A 25,238-nucleotide genomic window follows, 5' to 3' on the forward strand; every position below is an offset into this window, starting at 1 on the left:
CCTGACGGGGTGCCGCGCTGGGCGCGAGCCACGTCGAGGCAACACGGACCTTTCCGCGGGCGAGCGCCCGCCACGCCGCGCGGCGGCTGGACTGCACCCCCAGGGGTGCCGGTGTCGGGGTCCTGCCGCGGTGCAGGAGGTGCCACATGGCCACCGACAACGACCAGCCGGTCGACGAGACCACGACCAAATCTCCCGCAGCAGTCCCGAGCTTCGGACTGCTCTTCCAGCCCCCCGCCCCAGCGCCGGCCCCGGCCCGCCGACCGGCTCCCGAGCCGGTGGACGAGGACGACGAGTCGCCCGACGAGGACGCCGACTCCGGCTCCGACTCCTCGGACGACGCCGATTCCGGCCAGGGCGAAGGGGGGCGCCGTCGCCGCCGTCGTGGTGGCCGCGGCCGCAACAACCGCTCCGGCGACGAGGGTGACGGTGACCAGGACGGCTCCGACGACTCGGACTCGGGTGATTCCCGGGACGAGCGAGGCGCCGACGAGTCCGACGACGAGGCCCAGGGCTCCGCCAAGAGCAAGGGCGGCAAGGGCCGCGGCAAGTCCAAGAAGTCGGCCGACGCGGACGACTCGGGTGACGACGCCCAGGCCGCCGAGGACGCCGACTCCCAGCGCGACGACTCCTCCGACGACGACGGTGACTCCGACGACGAGGGCGGCGGCAGCTCCCGGCGGCGTCGCCGCCGTCGCCGTGGTGGCGGCGGGGGCAACGGCGGCCAGGACGACCCGCCCGGGACCGTGACCAAGGTGCGCGAGTCGCGCCGCAACGAGCCCCAGGCGATCAAGGGCTCCACCCGCCTCGAGGCGAAGAAGCAGCGCCGCCGCGAGGGCCGCGAGGCCGGTCGACGCCGCACGATCATCACCGAGGCGGAGTTTCTCGCCCGCCGTGAGAGCGTCGAGCGGGTCATGGTCGTGCGTCAGCACGGTGACCGCACGCAGATCGGCGTCCTCGAGGACGGCGTGCTCGCCGAGCACTACGTCTCCCGCGAGACGACCTCGACCCTCGTCGGCAACGTCTACCTCGGCCGGGTGCAAAATGTGCTGCCCAGCATGGAGGCCGCCTTCATCGACATCGGCAAGGGTCGCAATGCGGTGCTCTACGCCGGTGAGGTCAACTGGGAGGCCCAGGGCGTCGGCAACGGCCAGGCCCGACGGATCGAAAATGCGCTCTCCTCCGGTGACTCGGTCCTCGTCCAGGTGACCAAGGACCCGGTGGGTCACAAGGGTGCGCGCCTGACGTCGCAGATCTCGCTGCCCGGCCGCTACGTCGTCTACGTGCCCGAGGGCAACATGACGGGCATCTCGCGCAAGCTGCCCGACACCGAGCGCTCCCGCCTCAAGGGGATCCTCAAGCAGGTCGTCCCGGACAGCGCGGGCGTCATCGTGCGCACCGCCGCGGAGGGGGCCTCCGAGGCCGAGCTGACCGCCGACGTCGAGCGGCTCACCAAGGCCTGGGACAAGATCAGCTCCACGGCCGAGTCGAAGAAGGGCAAGAAGGGCTCTGCCGGCGGCGCGCCCGTCCTGCTGCACGCCGAGCCGGACATGACCGTCCGGGTCATCCGCGACATCTTCAACGAGGACTTCGCCAAGATGGTCGTGGCCGGCGACGACGCCTGGCGCGAGATCAAGGGCTACGTCGACGACGTCGCGCCCGACCTGTCCGACCGTCTCGAGCGTTACACGGGTGAGGGCGACGTCTTCGCGGCGCACCGCATCGACGAGGCGATCGCCAAGGCGATGGACCGCAAGGTCTGGCTGCCCTCCGGCGGTTCGCTCGTCATCGACCGCACCGAGGCGATGACGGTCGTCGACGTCAACACCGGCAAGTTCACCGGCTCCGGGGGCAACCTCGAGGAGACGGTGACCAAGAACAACCTCGAAGCCGCCGAGGAGATCGTCCGGCAGCTGCGACTGCGCGACATCGGCGGCATCATCGTCGTCGACTTCATCGACATGGTCCTCGAGTCCAACCGCGACCTCGTCGTCCGGCGCCTCCTCGAGTGCCTCGGCCGTGACCGCACCAAGCACCAGGTCGCCGAGGTCACCTCGCTCGGCCTGGTCCAGATGACCCGCAAGCGGGTCGGCGCGGGCCTGATCGAGGTCTTCTCGCAGGAGTGCGAGCACTGCCACGGCCGCGGGATCATCGTCCACAGCGAGCCCGTCGCCCACGACCCCGGTGGTCACGCCGGCGGCAACCACGGCGGCAACGGCAACGGTGGCGGCGGCAAGTCCCGTCGTGGCCGGTCGAAGGGGGACAAGGACACCTCCTCGCAGCGCCAGGAGCCGGTCGAGGAGCAGACCGACGCCAACGGCCGCACCGCGGCCCAGATCGCGGCGGCGGCACACGCGGCGGCGATCAAGAACATCGCCGGCGAGGCCGGCGAGGACGACGTCGCCCAGCTCGAGCCCACGACGGTGGTCGAGCCGGGTCAGCCGGTCGAGCAGAGCGAGCCGGAGCCACAGCCGGAGGCGCCCAAGCGACGCCGCGGTGGCCGCCGGGCCGCGTCCAGCGCCGGTGCCCCCGTCGCCCTCGAGCCCGTCGACCTCTCCGAGACCCCGGCCCCCGAGCCCGAGCCGCAGCCGGAGCCGGTCACGGCTCCCGCGCCGGAGCAGGCCGAGGAGACGCCGGCTCCGAAGCGCCGCCGTGGTGGCCGTCGAGCAGCCTCGAGCGCCGGTGCGCCGGTGGCCCTGCAGGCCGTCGACCTCACCGCCCCGGCCGAGCCGACGGGCGCTCCGCTGACCAAGGTCGCGGGGGAGTCCGGCGAGGCTGCGACCACGCCGGTCGCCGACCCCGAGCCGGCCGCCCCGGCCCGTCGCAAGCGCAAGCGCGTGACCTCCGAGGCCGGCCCGCCCAAGGCCTGACGCACCGAGCGACATCGACCGACGGCCCATGGGAGCGCTCTCCCGTGGGCCGTCGGCGTGCCCGACAGTAGATTGCTGCACATGATCAACCGCTCGTCCGGTCGGCGCCACGCCCTGGCCGGGATGCTCGCGCTCGCCCTCGCCGGGTGCACGGTCACCCGCACGCAGGGGCAGGGGCCGACCACCGGCTCGGGGTACAACTCGTCCTTCAGCGAGGCCGGGGTCGAGCACATCGAGACCGAGCGCCGCGCGGTCGTCGACCTGTCCATGGCGCTCACCGCCGACGACCTGGGAGCCGACGGCGGCACCCTGCGTGACGTCGACGTGCGCGGTGAGGACCCGATCGAGGTCGTCGTGCGCGGCACGGGCGGCGAGCTCGTCCTCCACGCCGAGGTCATCCGGGTCCTCGTCGCCCCGGGTGACCGTCAGGTGGAGAGCATCGCCCTCTTCGAGTCGCACAGCGATGGCGACGCCCTGGTCACCCGCGTCGAGGAGGTGGCCGGGCAGGTGGGCCTCGACCGGGCGAGGGTCGACTCCTTCGCCGCGGCGGCGAGGGACGGCCGCGCCGACACCTGGCTCAACGGCGGCGACCACCTCGGGTTCACCGTCGGGCTGCACCCGGTGCTCAGGCCGGGGGAGGCGCCCGTCCTCGAGCACCAGCTGACCCCGCCGGACTGACCCCCCTTCGCCGGTTTGTCCGGGGGAGGGGGTCGCCGGTAGTCTTGGCCCTTGGTGCGCCCACCGAGCGGACGCTTCGTGCCATGTGGCATGCGGACTGTTGGCCGGTCAGACAGAGCGAGTGCACTACAGACAGAGAGTGAGTTCCCCCAGATGTACGCGATCGTTCGCGCCGGTGGCCGCCAGGAAAAGGTTTCCGTCGGCGACACCATCCTCATCAACTCGATCAAGGGCGAGGCCGGCGACAGCGTCGACCTGCAGCCGATCCTGCTCGTCGACGGTTCGTCCGTGACCAGCGACGCCGACAAGCTGGCCAAGGCCAGCGTCAAGGCCGAGGTCGTGGGTGCCGCCAAGGGCCCCAAGATCACGATCGTCAAGTACAAGAACAAGACGGGCTACCGCAAGCGTCAGGGTCACCGTCAGCCGCTGACCCAGCTGAAGATCACCGACATCAAGGCCTGAGCCTTCCTTCAACAGTTAGGAACCCACTGACATGTCCTCCAAGAAGGGTGTCTCCTCGTCCAAGAACGGCCGCGACTCCAACGCCCAGCGCCTCGGCGTGAAGCGCTACGGCGGCCAGCTCGTCGGCACCGGCGAGATCATCGTGCGCCAGCGCGGGACCCACTTCCACCCGGGCGACAACGTCGGCCGCGGTGGCGACGACACGCTGTTCGCCCTGGCGGACGGCGAGGTCCAGTTCGGCGCCAAGCGCGGTCGCAAGGTCGTCAGCGTCCTCCCGGCGGGTGCCGCCGGCTGACGCGAGCCACAGCGTGAGCGAAGGGGGCGGGTCGAGGTGACCTGCCCCCTTCGCCGTACCAGATCGAAGGAAAGGTGAGGTCGTGACGACCTTCGTGGACAGGGTCACCCTGCACGTCGAGGCGGGCCGGGGTGGCCATGGCGTCGCGTCCGTGCACCGGGAGAAGTTCAAGCCGCTCGGTGGCCCGGACGGAGGCAACGGCGGGCACGGCGGCGACGTCGTCCTCGTCGTCGACCCCCAGGTCACGACCCTGCTGGACTACCACCGCAGCCCGCACCGACGCGCGACCAACGGCGCGCCCGGTGCCGGCGACGAGCGCAACGGCGCCAACGGTGAGGACCTCGTCCTGCCCGTGCCGGCCGGCACCGTCGTCACCAACCGTGCCGGTGATGTCCTCGCCGACCTCGTCACGCCCGGCACCCGCTTCGTCGCCGCCGAGGGCGGTCGCGGTGGGCTGGGCAACAAGGCCCTGTCGAGCCAGCGGCGCAAGGCGCCCGGCTTCGCCCTCCTCGGTGAGCCGGGGGAGTCCACCGACGTCGTCCTCGAGCTGAAGTCGCTCGCCGACGTCGCGCTCATCGGCTTCCCGAGCGCCGGCAAGTCCTCGCTCGTCTCGGTGCTCTCGGCGGCCCGCCCCAAGATCGCCGACTACCCCTTCACCACGCTCGTGCCCAACCTCGGCGTCGTCACCGCCGGCGACGTGCGCTACACCGTCGCCGACGTCCCGGGCCTGATCCCCGGCGCGAGCGAAGGGCGTGGCCTGGGCCTGGAGTTCCTGCGGCACGTGGAGCGCTGCTCGGTGCTCGTCCACGTCATCGACTGCGCCACGCTCGAGCCGGGCCGTGACCCGATGAGCGACCTCGACGTCATCGAGGCCGAGCTGTCGGCCTATGTCGCCGACGAGACCCTCGGCGGGCGCCCGCTGTCCGAGCGCACCCGCATCGTCGTGCTCAACAAGGCCGACGTGCCCGACGCGCTCGACCTGGCCGACCTGGTCAAGGCCGACCTCGAGGAGCGCGGCCTGGAGGTCTTCATCGTCTCCGCCGTCGCCCACACCGGCCTGAAGGAGCTGACCTTCGCGATGGCCCGCCACGTGACGGCCGCCCGCGAGGAGTCGGCCGTCGAGGTCGCCCCGCAGCGGGTCGTGCTGCGGCCCAAGGCCGTCGACGACGCCGGCTTCGTCGTGCGCCGCGAGGGCGGCTCCGACGGCGAGGTCTTCCGTGTCCTCGGCGCCAAGGTCACCCGCTGGGTGCACCAGACCGACTTTGCCAACGACGAGGCCGTGGGCTACCTGGCCGACCGCCTCAACCGTGCGGGTGTCGAGGAGGAGCTGACCAAGGCCGGTGCGGTCGCCGGCTCCACCGTGCTCATCGGCCCCGAGGACGACGCGGTCGTCTTCGACTGGGAGCCCACCCTCGTCGGTGGCGCCGAGCTCCTCGGTGGCCGCGGCACCGATCTGCGTCTGGAGGACAACACCCGCCGGACGACGCAGGAGCGTCGCGAGCAGTTCCACGCGCGCAAGGACGCCCAGACCGCGGCGCGCGAGGACCTGCGCACCGAGCGCGAGGCCGGGCACTGGACCGAGGAGGACTGATGGGCAGCGATGCCCGGCAGGCGATCGCCCGGGCCCGGCGCATCGTCGTCAAGGTCGGCTCGTCGTCGCTGACGAGCGCCGTCGGGGGAGAGCTCGACCTCGCCCGGCTCGCCGCCCTGGTCAACGCCCTGTCCGCGCGCCGCAGCGAGGGCACCGAGGTCGTCCTCGTCTCGTCGGGCGCCATCGCCGCCGGCATCGGGCCGCTCGGCATGGACACCCGCCCGAACGACCTGGCCCGTCAGCAGGCCGCGGCGAGCGTCGGGCAGGGGGTGCTGCTCTCGGCCTACGACAGGGCCTTCGGCCGGCACGGGCACACCATCGGGCTCGTCCTGCTCACCGTCGACGACATCACCCGCCGCACGAGCTACACCAACGCCAAGCGCACCTTCGACTCCCTGCTCGACCTCGGGGTGCTGCCGATCGTCAACGAGAACGACACGGTCGCGACCCACGAGGTGCGCTTCGGCGACAACGATCGCCTGGCCGCCCTCGTCGCCCAGCTGGTCGGCGCCGACGGGCTCGTCCTGCTCACCGACGTCGACGCGCTCTACACCGCCAAGCCCGGCACCCCCGGCGCCGAGCGGGTCGCGGAGGTCGGCGACCCCGCCGAGCTGGCGTCGATCTCCATCGGTGGCACCGGGTCGGCCGTCGGGTCCGGCGGCATGACGACCAAGGTCGAGGCCGCGACCATCGCCGGGGCGGCTGGCATCCCGACGGTGCTCACCTCCGCCGACAACGTCACGGCGGCCCTCGCCGGCGAGGACATCGGCACCGCCTTCCGCCCGCAGCGGCGCAGCCGTGGATCGCGCGCGCTGTGGCTGGCGCACGCCACGACGCCCCGGGGCTCGGTCCAGATCGACGAGGGGGCCGTGACCGCCCTGCGCGAGCGCGGCCGCTCGCTCCTGCCGGCCGGCATCACCGGGGTCACGGGGTCCTTCGTCGACGGTGACCCGGTCGACGTCGTCGGTCCCGACGGGCACGTCATCGCCCGTGGCCTCGTGAACTACACCTCGGGCGAGCTGCCGCACCTCATGGGCCGCAGTACCAAGGACCTCGCCGAGCAGATCGGCCCGCAGTACGAGCGCGAGGTCATCCACCGGGACCACCTCGCCCTGCTCTAGGTGACCCGGCGGTCGAGGACGACGAAGGCGGCGGCGATGACCGCGAAGGCGACGCCACCCGCGAGGTACGGGGCAGGAGGCGCGACCTCGGCGAAGAGCGCGCCACCGAGCACGGGGCCGACGATGCGCCCGGACGACCCGAGCGACTGACTCGCGCCGAGGATGGCCCCCTGCTCGTCCGCGCCGGCCTGCTTCGAGATCGCCGCCATCAGCGACGGTGCTTGCGTGGCATTGCCGACGCCGATGAGGCCCGCCGGCAGCAGGACCTGCCACCACGTCGTGACGAAGGGCGCGAGGGCGGCTCCGAGCGCGAAGCAGCCGAGCCCCAGGACGATGAGGCGCTCGTCGCCGAGACGGGAGGACAGCCATCGCGTCCCGGTGAGCTGGAAGACCACGATCACCACTCCCACGTACATGAAGAGGTATCCGTTCTCGACGGGCCCGAAGCCCATGGTGTGCCGTGTCAGCAGCGGGAGCTGGGACTCGATCTGGGAGAACGCGACCATGACGAGGAAGTTCACGGACAGGAGCAGGACGAGCGCGGGGTGTCGCGCTGCGCGCCCGAGAGTGGTCAGGAGGCGGGGGCTCGTCCCACGTGTCCGTGGGAGCGCCCTCGCGGCCCAGACGGCATTGGCGAGAGCCAGAACCGCGGCGATGGCGAAGGGGGACTTCTCGCCGGCCAGAGGCACGCTCAGCGCGGTCAGGGCGGGGCCGAAGATGATCCCCAGCCCGATCGCCGCTCCCACGACTGCCATGCCACGACCCCGCTCCTCCGGCGTCGTGACATCACTGATGGTCGCCTGAGCGGCCGCGATGTTTCCCGCGCAGAGCCCCGTGATGATTCGCCCGACGAAGAGGCCCGTCATGGCGTCGGCGAGGAAGAGCACGGCATAACCCAGCGCCGCTCCGAGGGCGCTCGCGGCGACGATCGGCCCGCGCCCCCACCGGTCAGACGCTCGCCCCAGCACCGGCGCCGCCACGAGCTGCGCGGCGGAGTAGCTGGCGATGAGCAGTCCGACGAGGGTGGCAGACGCGCCCAAGTCAGCCGCGTAGGTCGGCAGGAGCGGGAAGAGCATCCCGAAGCCGAGGAGATCGAGGAACACCGTCACGAAGACGGCGCCGAGCACGTTCTGCCGCTTCATGCAGCCACACCCGAAGGGGGCGTCACCGCACCCGGGTGACCTCGAACTGCATCCGCGGCCGGGCGTAGAACTCCTGGGCCTGGACGAGCTGCAGCTCGCGCCGACCGGAGTCGAGGGTCTCCCGCAGGAGGTCGAAGACCGAGGAGACGGTCCGACCGAGCGACTCCTCGAGCGAGCGGCTGCGCAGCCAATGACTGGTGAAGAGCGCGGCGGTGACGTCACCCGAGCCGTTGGCCTTGAGCGGCAGGTGCGGGGTGCGCACGATCCAGGCCTCGTCCTCGTGGCAGGCGAGCATCTCGATCGTGCCCTCCGGGCGGTCCGGCCGCAGGACCGAGGTGACGAGGATCGTGCTCGGCCCGATCTCACGGGCGGCGTCGACGGAGGCGAGGGTCTCCTCGAGCGTCTCCGGCTCGGTCTCGGTGAGGAAGCCCAGCTCGAACTGGTTGGGCGTGATGAGGTCGGCGCGGGGGACGACCTTGTCCCGCAGGAGGACCGGGATCGACTCGTGGACGAAGCAGCCGGACTTCGCATTGCCCATGACCGGGTCGCAGGCGTAGATCGCCTCGGGGTTGGCGGCCTTGACGGCGGCCACGGCATCGAGGATCGTCGCGCCGATCCCTTCGCCGCCCTGGTACCCGGAGAGCACGGCGTCGACCTCGGCGAAGGCATCCCGCTCCCCGACGCCGGTGATGACGTCGGCAACATCCGCGGGGTCCATGAGCGGCCCGCGCCAGGCGCCGTAGCCGGTGTGGTTGGAGAAGTTCACCGTGTTGACCGGCCACACCTCGACCCCGAGGCGCTGCATCGGGAAGACGGACGCGGAGTTGCCGACGTGTCCGTAGGCGACGTGGGACTGGATGGAGAGGATCGTGGTCACCGGCCAATCCTCCCACCTACTCTGGGTCCATGACCGACAGCACCGCCACCGTCCGGGAGCTCGCCGAGCGCGCGCGGGTCGCCTCGCGCCGCCTCGCGCTCCTCACCCGCGCCGACAAGGACGCCGCCCTGCTCGCGCTCGCGGACGCGGTCGATGCCGCCACCGACGACGTCGTCGCGGCCAATGCCGAGGACCTGCAGCGCGGGCGCGAAGAGGGGATGGCCACCGGCCTCCTCGACCGCCTGACCCTCGACGCCGACCGCGTCGCGGCCGTCGCCGACGCGCTGCGCGACCTCGCGGGCCTGCCCGACCCCGTCGGTGAGGTGGTGCGTGGCTCGACGCTGGCCAACGGCCTGCAGATCCGCCAGGTGCGGGTGCCGATGGGCGTCGTCGGGATGATCTACGAGGCCCGCCCCAATGTCACCGTCGATGCCGCCGGCCTCGGCCTGAAGTCCGGCAACGCGATGATCCTGCGCGGCGGCTCCGCGGCGGCGAGCACCAACCGGGCCCTGGTCGCCGCCCTTCGCTCGGCCCTGACGGCGCACGGGCTGCCGGCCGACGCCGTCCAGCTCCTCGAGGGCGACCACGACGCGGTCAAGGCGCTGATGACCGCCCGCGGGCTGGTCGACCTGCTCATCCCGCGCGGGGGAGCGGGCCTGATCCAGGCCGTCGTCACCGAGTCGACGGTGCCCGTCATCGAGACCGGTGTGGGCAACTGCCACGTCTACGTCGACGCGGCCGCCGACCCTGACAAGGCGCTCGCGATCGTGCTCAACGCCAAGACGCACCGCCCGAGCGTGTGCAATGCCGCCGAGTCGCTGCTCGTCCACCGCTCCGTCGCCGCCGACGTCCTCCCGGACGTGCTGCGCGACCTCGCCGGCGCCGGCGTCGTCCTCCACGGCGACGACGCCACCCGCGAGCACGCCCCCGACGGGGTGGTCGTCGAGCCGGCGACCGACGAGGACTTCGACACCGAGTACCTTGCTCTCGAGATGTCGGTCGCGGTCGTCGACGACCTCGACGCGGCGCTGGAGCACGTGCGACGCCACGGCAGCGGGCACACCGAGGCGATCGTCACCGAGGACCGGGCCGCGGCCCGCCGGTGGACCGCCGAGGTCGACGCCGCGGCCGTCCTCGTCAACGCCTCGACCCGCTTCACCGACGGTGGGGAGTTCGGCTTCGGTGCCGAGATCGGCATCTCGACGCAAAAGTTGCACGCGCGCGGACCGATGGCTCTGCCGGAGCTGACGACGACCAAGTGGGTCGTCGAGGGCGACGGGCAGATCCGGGGCTGACCCCCCTTCGCCCGGACGGGCCGAGGGCCCTCCCCCCGACGCGGGGAAGGGCCCTCGACCGTTGTCCGTGGCACGCCCCGTGGGGTCCTGCGGCGACTGCAGCACGACGCCGGGCGCGGGGCCGCGACGTCGCGGTGACACGTGGACCAGGAGGCGCCGACGCCGCTCGAGTCGCCTGAGCCCGACGCGGAGCCTCCCCCGTGCCAGACGTGCGGACGTCGTTATCCCTGTGGTCCTGCCGGCCGCCGTGAAGCAGCCGCGGTGTGGTGACTGTTCTACGCGGGGTCGGTGGCCCTCGGCAACGTCAGGAGTGACGCATCGGTGAGCGGCTGCCACCCACAGCCTCATCCACAGGCAGAGGGCGCTCTCCACGCCTTGTCCCACAGGCCTGTGGATGACGTCGGTGGACAACAGCCGGGTAGCATGGACCCATGCTGAGTTCCTTCGTCTCCCTCGCCGCAGAGACCGGCCACCACAACGAGTTGCCGGTCGCGCCCTGGGTCTACGGCCTCTTCGCCCTGCTGATCTTCTCGATGATGCTGGCCGCCCTCTTCGCCTTCCGACAGGCCGCGACCAAGATCCCGACCGCCGACAACACCGTCGCCCACGATGACCACGGGCCCGAGGCCGGGGACCACCACTGAGCAAGCGGCTCGGCGTGATGGGTGGGACCTTCGACCCCATCCACCACGGTCACCTCGTCGCAGCGAGCGAGGCGGCTTCGCGCTTCGGGCTCGACGAGGTCGTCTTCGTGCCGACGGGTGAGCCCTGGCAGAAGGCGGACAAGCAGGTCAGCCCCGCCGAGCACCGCTACCTGATGACGGTCGTCGCGACGGCGTCCAACCCCCGCTTCACCGTCAGCCGGGTCGACATCGACCGGGAGGGCCCGACCTACACGATCGACACCCTGCGCGACCTGCGCGAGCAGCGGCCCGACGACGAGCTGTTCTTCATCACCGGCGCCGATGCGCTCGCGCAGATCCTGTCGTGGAAGGACGTCGGCGAGCTGTGGGACCTCGCCCACTTCATCGGGGTCACCCGCCCCGGCTACCACCTCAGCGAGACCGGGCTGCCGGACGACAAGGTGACCCTCCAGGAGGTGCCCGCCATGGCGATCTCCTCCACCGACTGCCGCCAGCGGGTCGCCGACGGCGACCCGGTCTGGTACCTCGTGCCCGACGGGGTCGTGCAGTACATCAACAAGTACGAGCTCTACACCGACGACCGGGAGTGACCGACACACCGTGGTAGCCACCCAGCAGGCCATCGACCTCGCGACCATCGCCGCACACGCTGCGGCCGACAAGCTCGCGACCACCATCACCGGGCTCGACGTGTCCGGGCAGATGCCCCTCACCGACATCTTCCTCATCGTCTCGGCCGACAACGAGCGCCAGGTCCAGGCGATCGTCGACGCCGTCGAGGAGGCCATGCGCGAGCAGGCCCAGGTCAAGCCCCTGCGGCGCGAGGGCAACGGCCCCGGCCGGTGGGTCCTCATCGACTTCGGTGACGTGGTCGTGCACGCCCAGCACGACGACGAAAAGGACTTCTACGACCTCGAGCGCCTCTGGCGCGACTGCCCGCACCTGGACCTCGGTGTCGTGGGCTCGCAGCAGTCCGACGAGCGGTGACCGAGGCGAAGGGGGAGCCCCGTCGCCTCGTCGTGCTGCGCCACGGCCAGACGGTCTCCAACCTCAAGGGCATCTGGCAGGGGCACCTCGACCACGAGCTGACCGACCTCGGCCGTGAGCAGGCCGCGGCTGCGGCCCGGGCCATCGCCTCCCTTCGCCCGACGCGGATCGTCACCTCCGACCTCTCCCGGGCCCACGACACCGCGATGGCCGTCGCCGCCGCGAGCGGTGACATCGACGTGGCCGTCGACGAGCGCTGGCGCGAGATCCATGCCGGCGCCTGGCAGGGGCTGACGGCCGCGGAGGTCGGCGAGCAGTACCCGCTCGACGCCGAGCGGCTCGTGAGCGGCGAGGACTTCAAGCGGGGTGGCCACGGCGAGTCGCTCGCCGAGCTCGCCCAGCGGGTGCGCCCGGCCATCGACGAGCTCGTCGACGGCATGGGCCCGGGCGAGACCGTCGTCGTCGCGACCCACGGCGTGACCGGCCGCACCGTCGTCGCCGAGCTCGTCGGCCTCGAGCAGCAGACCGCCTGGCGGGTGCTCGGGGGCTTCGGCAACTGCCACTGGGCGGTCGTGGAGCAGGGGCGCTCCGGCTGGCGGATCACCCAGTGGAATGCCTCCGCCGAGGGCCTGTGAGTCAGGCGCGAGGCTCGATTTGGAAAAGCGGGGGTGCGTAGGGTTAAACTCTCGCAGTCCCCTTCGGGGGAACCCACTCGGGGCTGTAGCGCAGTTGGTAGCGCACCTCCATGGCATGGAGGGGGTCAGGGGTTCGAATCCCCTCAGCTCCACCCGGCAGTCAGAAGGCCCGGATCGCATCGCGGTGCGGGCCTTCTGCATGTCACGGCGCCCTCTAGCGTGTGCCCATGCCGATCGAGACGAGCCGCCCGGTCGCGGCCGGTGTCGTCACGGCGCTCGTCGGCTTCACGAGCGCCTTCGTCGTCGTCCTGCAAGGCCTGACCGCCGTCGGGGCGACCCACGCGCAGGCCGCCAGCGGGCTGCTGGCCGTGACGATCCTCATGGGCCTGAGCTCGGTCGTCCTCTCCCTGACGACCCGACTGCCGATCACCGTGGCGTGGTCCACGCCCGGAGCCGCGCTGCTCGCCTCCACCGGGGCGGTCGACGGGGGCTGGCCGGCGGCGGTCGGGGCCTTCGTCGTCACCGGCGTCCTCGTCCTCGCCACGGGACTCGTGCCGGCCCTCGGGTCGCTCATCACCCGGATCCCCGCCTCGGTGGCGCAGGCGATGCTCGCCGGCATCGTCATGCAGCTGTGCCTCGGGCCGGTGACGGGCATGGCCGCCAACCCGTGGGCCGTGGGACCCCTCGTGCTCGTGTGGCTCCTCGCGCTGCGCTTCCTGCCCCGGTGGGCCTCACCCCTCGCCTTCGTCGCTGCAGCCGTCGTCATCGTCGTCCACCTCACGTCGGTGGGAACGCCCATGGACGCCGCGGCCCTCGTGCCGCGACTGGAGCTGACCGCGCCCGCCTTCACCATCGGGGGACTAGTGGGCATCGCCCTCCCGCTTTACCTCGTGACGATGGCCTCGCAGAATGTCCCGGGCATGGCGGTGATGCGCGGCTTCGGCTACGAGGTGCCGTGGCAGCGCTCGATGCTCGTCACCGGTGTCGGCACGATCGTCGGCGCACCGGCAGGCGGTCACGGCATCAACCTCGCGGCGATCAGTGCTGCTCTCGCGGCCGGTCCGGAGGCCGGGGAGGACACCTCGCGTCGCTGGATCGCCAGCGTGACCTCTGGCGTGCTCCTCGTCCCGATCGGCATCGCCTCCGCGGCCTTCGCCACCCTTGTCTCCCTGGCCCCCGAGGGTGTCGTCCCGGCCGTCGCCGGGCTGGCTCTCGTGGGGACGCTCGCGGTCTCGCTCAGGGCAGCCCTCGCCGAGCCCGCGGACCACGTCCCGGCTGTCACCACCTTCGTCATGGCCGCCTCGGGGATTGCCATCGCCGGCATCAACGCCGCCTTCTGGGCCATCGTCGTGGGCCTGGTCGTCAGGGGTGTCTTGCGCTCGCACCGCGCGCGTGCATGATGAGGGGGTGAGCACCGTCCACACGATCGGTCACTCGACCCGCCCCATCGACGAGTTCATCGCGCGGCTGCGCGGGCTCGGCATCACGCGTGTCGTGGACATCCGCACCGTGCCCAAGTCGCGGCACAACCCGCAGTACTGGCACGACGCGCTCGAGGCGTCCCTGGCGCAGGCGGGTCTCGGCTACACGTACGTCAAGGAGCTGGGCGGACTGCGCAAGCGCCGACCGGACTCGGTCAACACGCAGTGGCGCAACGCATCCTTCCAGGGCTACGCCGACCACATGGGCACCGAGGAGTTCGAGCGGGGTCTGACCCGGCTGCTGGAGATCGCCGAGGAGGAGTCGCCGGTCATCATGTGTGCCGAGGCAGTGCCGTGGCGCTGCCACCGCTCGCTCGTCGGTGACGCGCTGCTCGTGCGGGGCGTCACCGTCCTGGACATCATCGGGGACGGCGCGCCCAAGGAGCACACGCTGACCTCCTTCGCCGTCGTCGACGGCACCCGTCTGACCTACCCGGGCACCGCCGACGAAGGAGTGAGCCTCGACGAGGAGTGAGGCTCAGCGGGCCTGCGAGTGGTACTCGTGGTTGGGGACCATGCCCAGAGCGCTCGAGACGCGGTTGGTCATGTTGAACATCCCGATCACCTGGACCGCCTCGAGGATCTCGTGGTCGTCCAGACCGGCCTCGCGCATCGGCTCCAGGTCGGCGGCCTCCACCGACCCCGGGGCCGTGGTGAGCAGCTCGGCGTACTCCGCCATCGCCCGCTGACGATCGCTCAGCTCGGCCTGGCGCCAGTTGACGGCGACGAGGTCGGCCATCACCGGGTCGCCCGAGTACTCGCGCAGGGCTGCTCCGTGGGAGACGGCGCAGTAGGTGCACTGGTTGATGCCGCTGACGACGACCGCGATGAGCTCGCGCTCGGCATTGCTCAGGTGGCCCTCCTTGTTGACCAGGAGGTTGAAGTACTTCCACCACGCCTCGAACTGGGCGCCGTTGAGCGCCTGTGCACGAAAGACATTGGGGATGAAGCCGAAGGCCTCCTTGGACTTCGTCCACAGGCGCTGCACGCCCTCGGGCACGTCGTCGACGTCGGGGACACGGAGGAAGGAGGTCGCACGCTGTTGTTGACCCATGACGGCAACGTACCGGCTCCGTGAGGGTGCACGATGGGAGGGGCACATCCCCCCGTCGAAGGAGTCGTCATGGAATCGCTGTCGTTGACCGAGCTGGCGCAGGAGCACCTGGGCAAGGCGCGAGAGGGGTCCGCGGGGCGCAGCGCCGTGACGGTCCACGGGCACCATGACTTCGTCCTGCGCCAGACGCTCATCGCCCTGCTGCAGGACAAGGCCCTCGCCGAGCACGACAGTCCGCGGGAGGCGACGCTGCAGGTCCTGCAGGGTCGGGTGCGGCTGACCGCCGGGGAGGAGACCTGGGAGGGCGGCGCGGGCGAGCTGCTCATCCTCCCGCCAGCCCGTCACGACCTGCTGGCACTGGAGGACGCCGTCGTGCTGCTGAGCGTCGGCACCGGGGCGTGACTCCTGCTCGCACGCTCGTCGCCCTCGGCGCGCTGGGTGTCGTCCTCGGTGGACTCGTCGCGGCCGTCACCGGGCCGATGGACTGGGCGAAGGGGAGCTGGGCTGCGGCCTATCTCGTACTCGTCGTCGGTGTGGCCCAGTACGTCATGGGTCGGTTGCGAGCGGTCGACGCCACGAGTGACCGGGTCGGTTGGGTGCAGGTGGCCGGGTGGAACCTCGGCAGCCTCCTGGTCATCGGCGGCACCCTCGTCACGACTCCGCTGCTCGTCGACCTCGGGTCGGTGCTGCTCGTCGTCGCCCTGGTCCTCGCACTGCGAGCACGAGTCGCACGAGTGCCGGCAGCGGCCGCGCTGGCCTACCGCGCGATGCTGCTGATGCTCGCTGTGAGCATCCCCGTCGGCATCGTGCTGTCCCACCTGCGCGGCTGAGCGACGCGCGGCAGACCGTCAGCGGATCCCGAAGAGCCGAGCAGCATTGTCGTGCAACACCTTGCGCTCCCAGTCCTCGCCCAAGCCAAGCCGGCGGACCGCGTCCACCGCGTGCTCGTAAGGGTAGGGGATGTTGGGGAAGTCGCTGCCGAAGAGCACCCGGTCGCCGAGCGCGACGAGGTCGTCCATGCGCTCGCGGGGGAAGGGTGACGTGGCCTGGGTGAAGTCCGTGAAGGCCATCGTCGTGTCGAGGTGCACATCGGGGTGCTCGGCGCAGATGTCGAGGAAGTCGCCGTAGTCGGGCATGCCCATGTGGGCGATGACGAGCACGAGACCCGGGTGGCGCTGCAGCAGGTCCCGGACGGACTCCGGCCCCGTGAAGCGGCCGGGTGCCGGGCCGTTGCCCGCGTGCATGACGATCGGGGTGCGGCTGCGCTCCAGCACCGGCCACACGTCGTCCAGGAGCGGGTCGGCCAGCGAGTAGTCACCGACCTGCACGTGCGCCTTGAAGATCCGCGCACCCGCCTCGATCGCGGCCGCCGTGTAGTCCGCGGCACCGGGCTCGGGGTAGAAGGTCGCGGAGTGCAGGACGTCGTCGTGCTTGGCCGCGAACTCGCTCGACCAGTCGTTGAGCCACTGCGCCATCGCGGGGCGGTGGGCGTAGTTCAGCGAGGTGAAGGCGCGCACACCCAGCGCCCGCAGGGCAGCCAGGCGGCCCCCTTCGTCCTCGCGGTAGGTGATCGGCCACGGCCGCCCGATGAGGGGCCCGGCCGAGTCGAAGTAGGCCCACACCTTGTCCAGCACCCGCTGGGGCATGAAGTGGGTGTGGATGTCAATGATCTCCGGGAGATCGGGCGCGCTCATGGCCACACCCTAGGCACTAGGTTGCGGGCATGGAGCTGAGGGGACGACGCGGGTGGTGGGCCCTGGGGGGCGTCGTGGCGCTCGCCGTTATCGCGGTCGGGGCACCCAACGTCTGGGTCGCGCGCAGCGCGTCGGGGCAGGTCCACGGGCTCGCCGACGCACCCGACCGCTCGGTGGCGATAGTCCTCGGTGCCGGGCTGACCGAGGAGGGCCGGCCCACCCCCTTCCTCGAGGGTCGGCTGGACATCGCTCGTCGGTTGTACGAGCAGGGCAGCGTCGACGCGATCCTCGTCAGCGGCGACAACCGGACGCACTCCTACGACGAGCCGACCGCCATGCGCGACCACCTCGTCGAGGCGGGTGTCCCGACCGACCGGGTCGTCATGGACTTCGCCGGGCGCGACACCTACGACACCTGCGTGCGGGCCAAGCGGATCTTCGAGGTCCCCGACGCGATCATCGTCTCGCAGAGCTACCACGTGCCCCGCGCGGTCGCGGTCTGCAACGCCATCGGCCTGGACACGGTCGGGGTGGGGGACGACAGCGCGCGCCGCTTCGCCGGCCCTTACCGCGCGGGCGAGCAGCGCGAGTACCTCGCCAACGTCAAGGCGGCGCTCGACGTGCTCAGCCGTCGCGACCCCGTCCTCGGGGACGTGGAGCCCGGCATCACCGATGCGCTGGCGCAGGCCCGGACGGACGACAAGTAGTCTGAAGCCCGATCGTCAACCCCGGGAGAAGCACCACAGATGAGCGAGACGCCCTACCGCTACACCGCGGAGATGGCCGGTCGGATCGAGACCGGCTGGCAGGACCGGTGGGAGGAGCTCGGGACCTTCCGCGCGCCCAACCCCGGCGGCCCGTGGGCCGAGCCGGAGCGCGTGCGCGAGCACGACGGCCACATGCTCGTCCTCGACATGTTCCCCTACCCCTCGGGCGCCGGCCTGCACGTCGGGCACCCGCTCGGCTACATCGCGACCGACGTCTACGCCCGCTACCAGCGGATGCTCGGCAAGAATGTCCTGCACTGCCTGGGCTACGACGCCTTCGGCCTGCCCGCCGAGCAGTTCGCCGTGCAGACCGGTCAGCACCCGCGGGTGACGACCGAGGCCAACATGGCGACGATGAAGCGCCAGCTGCGCCGCCTCGGCCTCGGCCACGACGACCGGCGCGCCTTCGCGACGATCGACCCCGACTACTACCGCTGGACGCAGTGGATCTTCAGTCAGATCTTCAATGCCTGGTACGACGAGGAGGCCGTGCGGCCCGACGGCGGCCTGGGTCGGGCCCGGCCGATCGCGGAGCTCGTCGCGTCCTTCGAGTCCGGTGAGCGCCCGCTGCCGAAGGGGGAGACCCGCACCTGGTCGCAGCTGTCGGCCAAGGAGCGCTCCGACGTCCTCGACGAGTACCGCCTCGTCTACACCAGCCACGCCCCGGTCAACTGGGCGCCGGGCCTGGGCACCGTCCTGGCCAACGAGGAGGTCACCTCCGACGGGCGCTCCGAGCGCGGCAACTACCCGGTCTTCAAGGCCGACCTGCGGCAGTGGATGATGCGCATCACCGCCTATGCCGACCGCCTCGCCGACGACCTCGACCGCGTCGACTGGCCGGACAAGGTCAAGGCGATGCAGCGCAACTGGATCGGCCGCAGCGAGGGCGCGCAGGTGACCTTCACCGCGACGGGTGCTGACGGCACCGAGCACCCGATCGAGGTCTTCACGACCCGCCCCGACACCCTCTTCGGCGCGACCTTCATGGTTCTGGCGCCGGAGCACCCGCTCGTGGACTCCCTCGTCCCGCAGGGCGGTTGGCCCGAGGGCACCCTCGACGCGTGGACCGGTGGCGCGGACACCCCCTTCGCCGCCGTGTCGGCCTACCGCGACGCCGCCGGCCGCAAGAGCGACGTCGAGCGCCAGATCGAGACCAAGGACAAGACCGGTGTCTTCACCGGCGGCTGGGCGACCAACCCGGTCAACGGCGCACGCATCCCGGTCTTCGTCGCCGACTACGTCCTCATGGGTTACGGCACCGGCGCGATCATGGCCGTGCCGTCGGGCGACCAGCGCGACTTCGACTACGCGACCGCCTTCGGCCTCGACATCGTGCCGACCGTGCAGGCACCCGAGGGGCACGAGGGTGCCTGGGGTGGCGACGGGGCGATCATCAACTCGACCAACGACTCCATCTCCCTCGACGGCATGTCGGTCACCGAGGGCAAGGCCGCGATCACCACCTGGCTCGAGGAGCGGGGCGTCGGCCGCGGCACGGTCAACTACAAGCTGCGCGACTGGCTCTTCTCCCGGCAGCGCTACTGGGGCGAGCCCTTCCCGATCGTCTTCGACGAGGACGGCGTGGCGCACTCCGTGCCCGACTCGATGCTGCCCGTCGAGCTGCCGGAGGTCGACGACTACAGCCCGCGCACCTTCGACCCCGACGACGCGAGCAGCGAGCCCGAGCCGCCGCTCGGGCGGGCCACCGACTGGGTCGAGGTCGAGCTCGACCTCGGCGACGGCCCGAAGATCTACCGCCGCGAGACCAACACGATGCCCAACTGGGCCGGCTCGTGCTGGTACCACCTGCGTTACCTCGACCCGGCCAACTCCGAGGCGCTCGTCGACCCGACCAACGAGGCCTACTGGGTCGGCCCCCGCGACGAGGCCGTGCCCGGCGCCCCCGCCGGCACCCGTGACCCGGGCGGCGTCGACCTCTACATCGGTGGCGTCGAGCACGCGGTCCTGCACCTGCTCTACGCCCGCTTCTGGCAGAAGGTGCTCTTCGACCTCGGCCACGTGACCAGCGAGGAGCCCTTCCGCAAGTACTTCTCGCAGGGCTACATCCAGGCGCACGCCTACCGCGACCACCGCGGCCAGCCGGTGCCGGCCGCCGAGGTCGAGGAGCACGTCGGCGACGACGGCGAGACGAGCTTCACCTGGCAGGGCCAGCCGGTCACCCAGGAGTACGGCAAGATCGGCAAGTCGCTGAAGAATGCCGTCAGCCCGGACGAGATGTACGAGATGTTCGGCGCCGACACCTTCCGCGTCTACGAGATGTCGCTCGGCCCGCTCGAGCAGTCCAAGCCGTGGGAGACGCGTGCCGTCGTCGGCAGCCAGCGCTTCCTGCAGCGCCTGTGGCGCAATGTCGTCGACGAGGAGAGCGGCGAGGTGCGGGTCACCGACGACGCGCTCGACGCCGACACCGAGCGCCTGCTGCACCAGACGATCGCGGCGGTGAGCCAGGACTACGGTTCGCTCGGCTTCAACACCGCCATCGCCCGGCTCATCGAGCTCAACAACGCACTGACCAAGCTCGACGCGGTGCCGCGTGCGGCGATCGAGCCGCTCGTGGTCATGGTGGCGCCGGTCGCCCCGCACCTGGCCGAGGAGCTGTGGTCGCGACTGGGCCACCCGGACTCGCTCGCGCACGAGGACTTCCCCGTGGCCGACCCGAGCAAGATGGTCGAGGCGAGCGTCACCTGCGTCATCCAGATCAAGGGCAAGGTCCGCGACCGCGTCGAGGTCCCCGCCGACATCAGCGAGGACGACCTGCGTGAGCTCGCCCTCGGCCGCGACAAGATCAAGGCGGCGACCGAGGGCGGGGTCCGCACGGTCATCGTGCGGGCGCCCAAGCTGGTCAACGTCGTGCCCGTCTAGCTCCTGACGCGTTCTACCTGATGCGCACGGGGTGCTCGGAGAGGATCGACACCCGGTTGAAGGCGTTCATCGTCACCGCGGCCCACTCGACCGCGGCGAAGGTCTCGTCGCCCAGCAGCGACCGGGCGGCGGTGAGGGCCCCGCCGCGCACGTGCGGGTCGGGCAGGGTCGTCGTCGCCTCGGCGACGTCGAGGACGGCGCACTCGACGCTGTCGAAGAGCGTCGAGTCGCGCCACGCGGGCAGCTGCGCGAGCTTTTGCAGCGTGGCGCCGGCCTCGGTCGCCTGCCGGGTGTGCAGGTCGAGGCAGAAGGAGCAGCCGTTGAGCTGCGAGATGCGCACGTTCATCAGCTCGACGGTCTCGCGCTCGAGGCCGGCGGCCTCGGCCGCGGCGGAGACCTTGAGCGCGAGGGCGTTGAGGGCCTTCCACGCCTCGGGCAGGGACCTGTCGAGGTAGGGCAGTCGGTCGGTGTCGGCCATGACCACAGGCTAGGGCTCTGAGTAGTCTCGGCCTGTGAGTACCGCCGTCATCACCGACTCGACCGCCACGCTGCCCGCGGCGGTCGTCGCCGAGCACGGCATCCGGGTCGTCCCGCTGCAGCTGGTCATCGACGGTGGCGAGCGGATCGAGGGCGACGGCGCCGATGCCTCCGTCGTCGTCGACGCGCTGCACCGCAAGGCGGAGATCAGCACCTCGCGGCCGTCACCGGCGACCTTCCTGCGGGCCTACGAGCAGGCGGCGAAGGGGGGCGCCGACGCCATCGTCTCGCTCCACCTGAGCGGTGGTCTGTCGGGGACGATCGAGGCGGCCCGGGCGGCGGCGGACGAGGCACCGGTGCCGGTGCGGGTCGTCGACTCGCGCTCCGTGGGCATGGGCCTGGGCTTCGCCGCCATCGGGGCCGCGCGGGATGCGGCGGCCGGGCGGGAGCTGCCGGAGATCGTCGAGCGCGCCGAGCTGCGGTGCGGGGCCACGAGCGTGCGACTGGTCGTGCACTCGCTCGACCGGCTGCACCGGGGCGGCCGGATCGGTGGGGCCAGGGCGCTCCTGGGCTCCGCCCTGGCGATCAAGCCGGTGCTGCACATGGTCGACGGGCACGTCGAGCCGCTCGAGCGGGTGCGCACGGCGGGCCGCGCCATCGCCCGGCTCCAGGAGCTGACGGTGGCCGAGTGCGAGGCGCTGCCCGACTGGGCCGACGGCGTCGAGGTCGGGGTGCACCATCTCGACGCGGCCACCCGGGCCGAGCCGCTCGCGGCCGCCCTGGCCGAGCGCATCGAGGGGCCCGTCGAGCTGGCGCCGATGAGCGCCGTCATCGGCGCGCACGTCGGGCTGGGCACCATCGGGGTCGTCGTCAGCCCGAGACCGCGCTGATCCACAGGCCGACGGCCCGCAGGCGGTTCGTCCACAGCCCGCCGCACGCGGGGTCGGCGCAGCGCCGGGCTGCCTAGCGTCGAGGTCATGAGCCGACGCACCACGGAGCCGTCCGAGCGGGTCACCGAGATCCTCGACGAGTCGCGTGACCCGCGCCCGCTCGAGCTGCCGTCGACGCTCGCGGGTGGCCGCTACGGCGTGAGCCGACAGGCGGTGATCGGCGTCGCCCTCGTCGTCGCGCTGGCCGTGGCCATGCTCGCCGGGCGTTTCGTCCTCGCGCGCGAGGAGGCCGCACCGGAGCCCGTGGGGGTCGAGCAGGTGGGGCAGTCGGAGCCGGGCGAGGGCGGAGCGGACCCGGGCGGGGCGGAGCCGGGGGGAGCCGGGGCGGCCGCGAGCGGCGCCGCGCCGGCGGGGTCCACGGCCCCCGGCACGTCGACCGGCAAGGTGACCGTCCACGTCGTCGGGCAGGTGCGGCGACCGGGCATCGTCACCCTCGACGCCGGGGCGCGGGTGGCCGACGCCATCGACGAGGTCGGGGGCGCGACGGGGCGAGCCGACCTCGGCAGCGTCAACCTCGCGCGGCTGCTCGTCGACGGTGAGCAGGTCGTCGTGCCCACGCCGGGCGAGAGCATCGCGGCGGCCCCCGCGCCCGGTGCCGCCGCCCCGGCTGCTGGGGCACCGGCAGGCGGCGCTCCAGCGGGTGGCGCCGCGCCGGCCGCCGGCGACACGGTCAACCTCAACACCGCCGATCTGGCCACCCTCGAGACCCTGCCCGGGGTGGGGCCGGTCCTCGCCCAGCGGATCATCGACTGGCGCACCGAGCACGGTCGCTTCACCGCGGTGGAGGAGCTCGGTGAGGTGAGCGGCATCGGTGACAAGATCTACGCCCAGCTCGCGCCCAAGGTCACCGTGTGACGCGGGACCAGCCGCCGGCCCTCGACCTGCGGCTGCTGCTGCCCTGCCTCGGCGCGTGGGGCATCGGGGCCTGGGCGCTCTCGTGGTCGGGTGGCGTGCGGGCGTCCGTGGCGCTCGCCTCGGTCGTCGGCGTGCTCGTCCTCCTCGGGGCCGGGGTGCGCTACCGAGGTCGGCACGCCCGCCCGTCGCTGCGCCGTGACGGGCCCGCGGTCCTCGCGCTCGGCCTGGTGGCCGCGGCACTCGTGCTCGGGGCGTCGGCGGCACACGAGTCGACCCGGCGGGTCGGGCCGGTCGACGAGCTGGCGCACGAGCGGGCAATGATCCGCGCCGAGGGCGTCGTGCTCACCGAGCCCATCGTGCGGGCGGGACGCGGCTCGGGGGACGAGGGTGGCAAGGCACCCCAGCAGGTGCTGCTGCGGCTGCGGCTCGAGTCGGTGACCGCCCGCGGTGTGACGACCCGGGTCGACGCACCCGTCTACGTCCGTGCGCAATCGGAGTGGTCGCAGGTGGGCTGGCACGACCGGATCACCCTGTCCGGCAAGCTCGCTCCCGCCGACCTCGCCGACCCCGAGGTCGCCCTGCTCAGCCCGCGCGGGCCGCCGCTGCCGCTGGGTGATCGCTCGCTCGTGCGCCGTGCTGCAGAGCACCTGCGTGCGGGTCTGCGGCAGGCCGTCGAGCCACTGCCCGCCGATGCCCGGGGCCTGCTGCCGGCGCTCGTCATCGGTGACACCTCGATGACGCCCGAGGACCTCACTGACGATATGCTCGTCACCGGCATGTCGCACCTGTCTGCGGTCAGCGGGTCCAACGTCGCGGTCGTCCTGGCAGCGCTCATCGGCGCCTGCCGGGCCGCCGGCCTGCCCCGGCGCTGGCGACCCTGGGTGGCCGGAGCCGGGCTGGCCTTCTTCGTCGTGCTTGCCCGCCCGGAGCCGAGCGTCATCCGCGCGGCGACCATGGGGGCGATCGGCCTGCTCGGGATGAGCACCGACCGGCGCGGTGCCGGCACACCCGCGCTGTGCGCGGCCGTGCTCGCCCTGCTGGCCTTCGACCCGTGGCTGGCCCGCTCCTACGGGTTCGTCCTGTCGACGCTGGCGACGCTCGGGCTGCTGCTCCTCGTGCGCCCGTGGTCGGCGGCGATCAACGCGCACCTGCCCCGACGCCTGCACCTCATCGGACCCGCGGTGGCGATCCCGGTCGCCGCACAGCTCGTGTGCGGTCCCGTCGTCGTCCTGCTGCAGGGAGACGTGAGCATCGTGGCCGTCGCCGCCAACCTCGTGGCGGCTCCCTTCGTCGCCCCGGCCACGGTCCTCGGGGTGAGCGCCGCCCTCATCGCCGTGGTGAGCGCGACCCTGGCCGGGCTCGTCGCCTGGTGCGGAGCCCCCTTCGCCCTCGCCATCGCGTGGACGGCCCGGGTGAGCGCCGACGTCCCCGGCGGCGCGATGCCCTGGCCCGACGGGCCACCGGGTGCGGTCCTGCTGACGGTCGTCACGACGCTCGTCGTCCTCGGTGGGCCGTGGGCGATCCGACGGACCCGGGCCAGTCCGCTCATCGCCCTCGGCCTCGTCGTCGTGGTCGTGGCGGGGGCGGTGCCCACGCGCAGCTTCGCGTGGCCGCCGACCGGGTGGCGGTTGGTCGCCTGCGACGTGGGGCAGGGCGAGGGACTCGTCCTCGCCTCCGGACCGGGGCGCGCGGTGCTCGTCGACGTCGGACCGGAGGACGGTGGCATCGACGGCTGCCTGCGGCGACTCGGCGTGCGCACGCTCGATGCGGTCGTGCTGACGCACTTCCACGACGACCACGTCGGCGACCTGGCCGCCGCGATCGGCGGGCGGGCCGTCGGTCAGGTCATCGTCTCCCCGGTCGAGGACCCGCAGTGGGCGGTGCGTCGGGTCCACGAGATCGCGGGGGAGCAGGGCGTCCCGGTGCGCACGGCGCGGGCCGGCGAGCGGTGGCGGATCGGCGCGGTCACGGCGACGGCCTGGTGGCCCTCGCGGACGATGGCCGGCGGGTCCGCGGCCAACAACGGCAGCATCGTCCTGCACGTCGAGGTGGGGGAGGTGAGCGCCCTGCTCCTCGGCGACATCGAGCGCGAGGCCGGCGGGGCGATCCGGCTCGCGCTGCGGCGCGACCCCGCGATGACGGCAGCGGCGGCCGACCTCGACGTCGTCAAGATGCCGCACCACGGGTCGAGCAACCTCGACCTCGGGCTGATGGACGCGGTGGCCGCACCGATCGCACTCGTCAGCGTGGGGGCGGACAACACCTACGGTCACCCCACGCCGACCGCCCTGGCGTGGGCGGGGCGGCACGGGGCCCGTGTGCTGCGCACCGACCGCCACGGTGACGTCGCGGTCCTCGACGGGCCGACGGTGGTGACGGCGCGCTAGCTGTACTGACCCGGGACGTTAGGTACGGGATGGGCGAGTCGGCGTGACATGAGGAAGACCTCCGAGTGAGGTGTGGAGCTGTTCAGGAACACACAC

25 protein-coding genes and 1 tRNA gene are annotated in these 25,238 nt (G+C 72.2%); 21 read left to right on the top strand and 5 right to left on the bottom strand.

Features of this window, described 5'->3' with window-relative positions; genetic code table 11:
* The first annotated feature begins 146 nt into the window (after positions 1-146).
* The 6 genes from B9B60_RS01650 to proB all read left to right on the top strand — a co-directional run bounded on the left by B9B60_RS01650 (position 147) and on the right by proB (position 7,017).
* The gene (locus B9B60_RS01650) at positions 147-2,870 is read left to right on the top strand and encodes an Rne/Rng family ribonuclease (RefSeq protein WP_084449555.1); all 2,724 of its coding nucleotides are present in this window, start codon (positions 147-149) and stop codon (positions 2,868-2,870) included.
* 81 nt (positions 2,871-2,951) lie between these two features.
* Positions 2,952-3,548 (top strand): hypothetical protein, encoded by a 597-nt coding sequence (locus tag B9B60_RS01655; RefSeq protein WP_084449556.1) that lies wholly within the window; start codon positions 2,952-2,954, stop codon positions 3,546-3,548.
* Between the two features lie 153 nt (positions 3,549-3,701).
* The gene (gene rplU, locus B9B60_RS01660) at positions 3,702-4,010 is read left to right on the top strand and encodes a 50S ribosomal protein L21 (protein WP_072624223.1); all 309 of its coding nucleotides are present in this window, start codon (positions 3,702-3,704) and stop codon (positions 4,008-4,010) included.
* 31 nt (positions 4,011-4,041) lie between these two features.
* Positions 4,042-4,305: a 50S ribosomal protein L27 gene (gene rpmA, locus B9B60_RS01665; RefSeq protein WP_072624224.1), complete on the top strand. Its 264-nt coding sequence runs from the start codon at positions 4,042-4,044 to the stop codon at positions 4,303-4,305.
* Between the two features lie 82 nt (positions 4,306-4,387).
* Positions 4,388-5,896, top strand: coding sequence for a GTPase ObgE (gene obgE, locus B9B60_RS01670; RefSeq protein WP_084449557.1), 1,509 nt, complete (start codon positions 4,388-4,390; stop codon positions 5,894-5,896).
* A complete protein-coding gene (gene proB, locus B9B60_RS01675; protein ID WP_084449558.1) occupies positions 5,896-7,017 on the top strand; it encodes a glutamate 5-kinase in 1,122 nt (373 codons plus the stop codon). Before obgE ends, proB begins: the two co-directional genes overlap by 1 nt.
* On the opposite strand, the gene B9B60_RS01680 is transcribed toward proB, so the two are convergent.
* Together B9B60_RS01680 and pdxY are read right to left on the bottom strand one after the other, a co-directional pair.
* Positions 7,014-8,159: an MFS transporter gene (locus tag B9B60_RS01680; RefSeq protein WP_084449559.1), complete on the bottom strand. Its 1,146-nt coding sequence runs from the start codon at positions 8,157-8,159 to the stop codon at positions 7,014-7,016. The genes proB and B9B60_RS01680 overlap by 4 nt on opposite strands.
* 22 nt (positions 8,160-8,181) lie before the next feature.
* A complete protein-coding gene (pdxY, locus tag B9B60_RS01685; protein WP_084449560.1) occupies positions 8,182-9,036 on the bottom strand; it encodes a pyridoxal kinase PdxY in 855 nt (284 codons plus the stop codon).
* A 29-nt stretch (positions 9,037-9,065) separates the two neighbouring features.
* Between pdxY and B9B60_RS01690 the strand changes: the two genes are divergently transcribed.
* The 8 genes from B9B60_RS01690 to B9B60_RS01725 all read left to right on the top strand — a co-directional run bounded on the left by B9B60_RS01690 (position 9,066) and on the right by B9B60_RS01725 (position 14,553).
* A complete protein-coding gene (locus tag B9B60_RS01690; RefSeq protein WP_084449561.1) occupies positions 9,066-10,331 on the top strand; it encodes a glutamate-5-semialdehyde dehydrogenase in 1,266 nt (421 codons plus the stop codon).
* Between the two features lie 431 nt (positions 10,332-10,762).
* Positions 10,763-10,975 (top strand): hypothetical protein, encoded by a 213-nt coding sequence (locus B9B60_RS01695; RefSeq protein ID WP_084449562.1) that lies wholly within the window; start codon positions 10,763-10,765, stop codon positions 10,973-10,975.
* A gap of 14 nt (positions 10,976-10,989) precedes the next feature.
* Positions 10,990-11,565 (top strand): nicotinate-nucleotide adenylyltransferase, encoded by a 576-nt coding sequence (gene nadD, locus B9B60_RS01700; RefSeq protein WP_268766689.1) that lies wholly within the window; start codon positions 10,990-10,992, stop codon positions 11,563-11,565.
* A 10-nt stretch (positions 11,566-11,575) separates the two neighbouring features.
* Positions 11,576-11,962 (top strand): ribosome silencing factor, encoded by a 387-nt coding sequence (gene rsfS / locus B9B60_RS01705; RefSeq protein ID WP_084449564.1) that lies wholly within the window; start codon positions 11,576-11,578, stop codon positions 11,960-11,962.
* Positions 11,959-12,597, top strand: a complete 639-nt coding sequence (locus B9B60_RS01710; RefSeq protein ID WP_084449565.1) for a histidine phosphatase family protein — start codon at positions 11,959-11,961, stop codon at positions 12,595-12,597. The genes rsfS and B9B60_RS01710 overlap by 4 nt, the downstream gene beginning before the upstream one ends.
* Before the next feature lie 79 nt (positions 12,598-12,676).
* Positions 12,677-12,749 (top strand) — tRNA-Ala (locus B9B60_RS01715).
* Between the two features lie 75 nt (positions 12,750-12,824).
* Positions 12,825-13,997: a benzoate/H(+) symporter BenE family transporter gene (locus tag B9B60_RS01720; RefSeq protein ID WP_185221895.1), complete on the top strand. Its 1,173-nt coding sequence runs from the start codon at positions 12,825-12,827 to the stop codon at positions 13,995-13,997.
* A 7-nt stretch (positions 13,998-14,004) separates the two neighbouring features.
* Complete coding sequence (locus tag B9B60_RS01725; RefSeq protein ID WP_007925414.1) at positions 14,005-14,553, top strand: DUF488 domain-containing protein; 549 nt, start codon at positions 14,005-14,007, stop codon at positions 14,551-14,553.
* 3 nt (positions 14,554-14,556) lie between these two features.
* Here B9B60_RS01725 and B9B60_RS01730 read toward each other — a convergent pair whose 3' ends face one another.
* A complete protein-coding gene (locus B9B60_RS01730) occupies positions 14,557-15,132 on the bottom strand; it encodes a peroxidase-related enzyme (protein ID WP_084449567.1) in 576 nt (191 codons plus the stop codon).
* Between the two features lie 69 nt (positions 15,133-15,201).
* Here B9B60_RS01730 and B9B60_RS01735 point away from each other — a divergent pair, with 69 nt between their 5' ends.
* Both B9B60_RS01735 and B9B60_RS01740 read left to right on the top strand, forming a co-directional pair.
* Positions 15,202-15,534, top strand: coding sequence for a cupin domain-containing protein (locus B9B60_RS01735; RefSeq protein WP_084449568.1), 333 nt, complete (start codon positions 15,202-15,204; stop codon positions 15,532-15,534).
* Positions 15,531-15,962 (top strand): hypothetical protein, encoded by a 432-nt coding sequence (locus tag B9B60_RS01740; protein ID WP_084449569.1) that lies wholly within the window; start codon positions 15,531-15,533, stop codon positions 15,960-15,962. The genes B9B60_RS01735 and B9B60_RS01740 overlap by 4 nt, the downstream gene beginning before the upstream one ends.
* Positions 15,963-15,980: 18 nt before the next feature.
* On the opposite strand, the gene B9B60_RS01745 is transcribed toward B9B60_RS01740, so the two are convergent.
* Entirely contained in the window at positions 15,981-16,826 is an 846-nt protein-coding gene (locus B9B60_RS01745) for an amidohydrolase family protein (RefSeq protein WP_084449570.1), read from the bottom strand.
* A 29-nt stretch (positions 16,827-16,855) separates the two neighbouring features.
* Here B9B60_RS01745 and B9B60_RS01750 point away from each other — a divergent pair, with 29 nt between their 5' ends.
* Positions 16,856-17,533, top strand: a complete 678-nt coding sequence (locus B9B60_RS01750; protein WP_084449571.1) for a SanA/YdcF family protein — start codon at positions 16,856-16,858, stop codon at positions 17,531-17,533.
* Positions 17,534-17,572: 39 nt separating this feature from the next.
* On the top strand, positions 17,573-20,473 hold the full coding sequence (leuS, locus tag B9B60_RS01755) for a leucine--tRNA ligase (RefSeq protein WP_084449572.1): 2,901 nt from the start codon (positions 17,573-17,575) through the stop codon (positions 20,471-20,473).
* Positions 20,474-20,486: 13 nt separating this feature from the next.
* Here leuS and B9B60_RS01760 read toward each other — a convergent pair whose 3' ends face one another.
* Positions 20,487-20,951: a carboxymuconolactone decarboxylase family protein gene (locus B9B60_RS01760; protein WP_084449604.1), complete on the bottom strand. Its 465-nt coding sequence runs from the start codon at positions 20,949-20,951 to the stop codon at positions 20,487-20,489.
* Between the two features lie 34 nt (positions 20,952-20,985).
* Here B9B60_RS01760 and B9B60_RS01765 point away from each other — a divergent pair, with 34 nt between their 5' ends.
* From B9B60_RS01765 to B9B60_RS01775, 3 genes are all read left to right on the top strand, one after another.
* Positions 20,986-21,840, top strand: coding sequence for a DegV family protein (locus B9B60_RS01765; RefSeq protein WP_084449573.1), 855 nt, complete (start codon positions 20,986-20,988; stop codon positions 21,838-21,840).
* Positions 21,841-21,927: 87 nt separating this feature from the next.
* A complete protein-coding gene (locus tag B9B60_RS17390) occupies positions 21,928-22,755 on the top strand; it encodes a ComEA family DNA-binding protein (RefSeq protein WP_223277791.1) in 828 nt (275 codons plus the stop codon).
* Positions 22,752-25,142 (top strand): ComEC/Rec2 family competence protein, encoded by a 2,391-nt coding sequence (locus tag B9B60_RS01775; protein WP_084449574.1) that lies wholly within the window; start codon positions 22,752-22,754, stop codon positions 25,140-25,142. The genes B9B60_RS17390 and B9B60_RS01775 overlap by 4 nt, the downstream gene beginning before the upstream one ends.
* The last annotated feature ends 96 nt before the right edge of the window (positions 25,143-25,238 follow it).

Origin of the sequence: Janibacter indicus (assembly GCF_900176385.1) — a bacterium.
GTDB lineage: Bacteria > Actinomycetota > Actinomycetes > Actinomycetales > Dermatophilaceae > Janibacter > Janibacter indicus.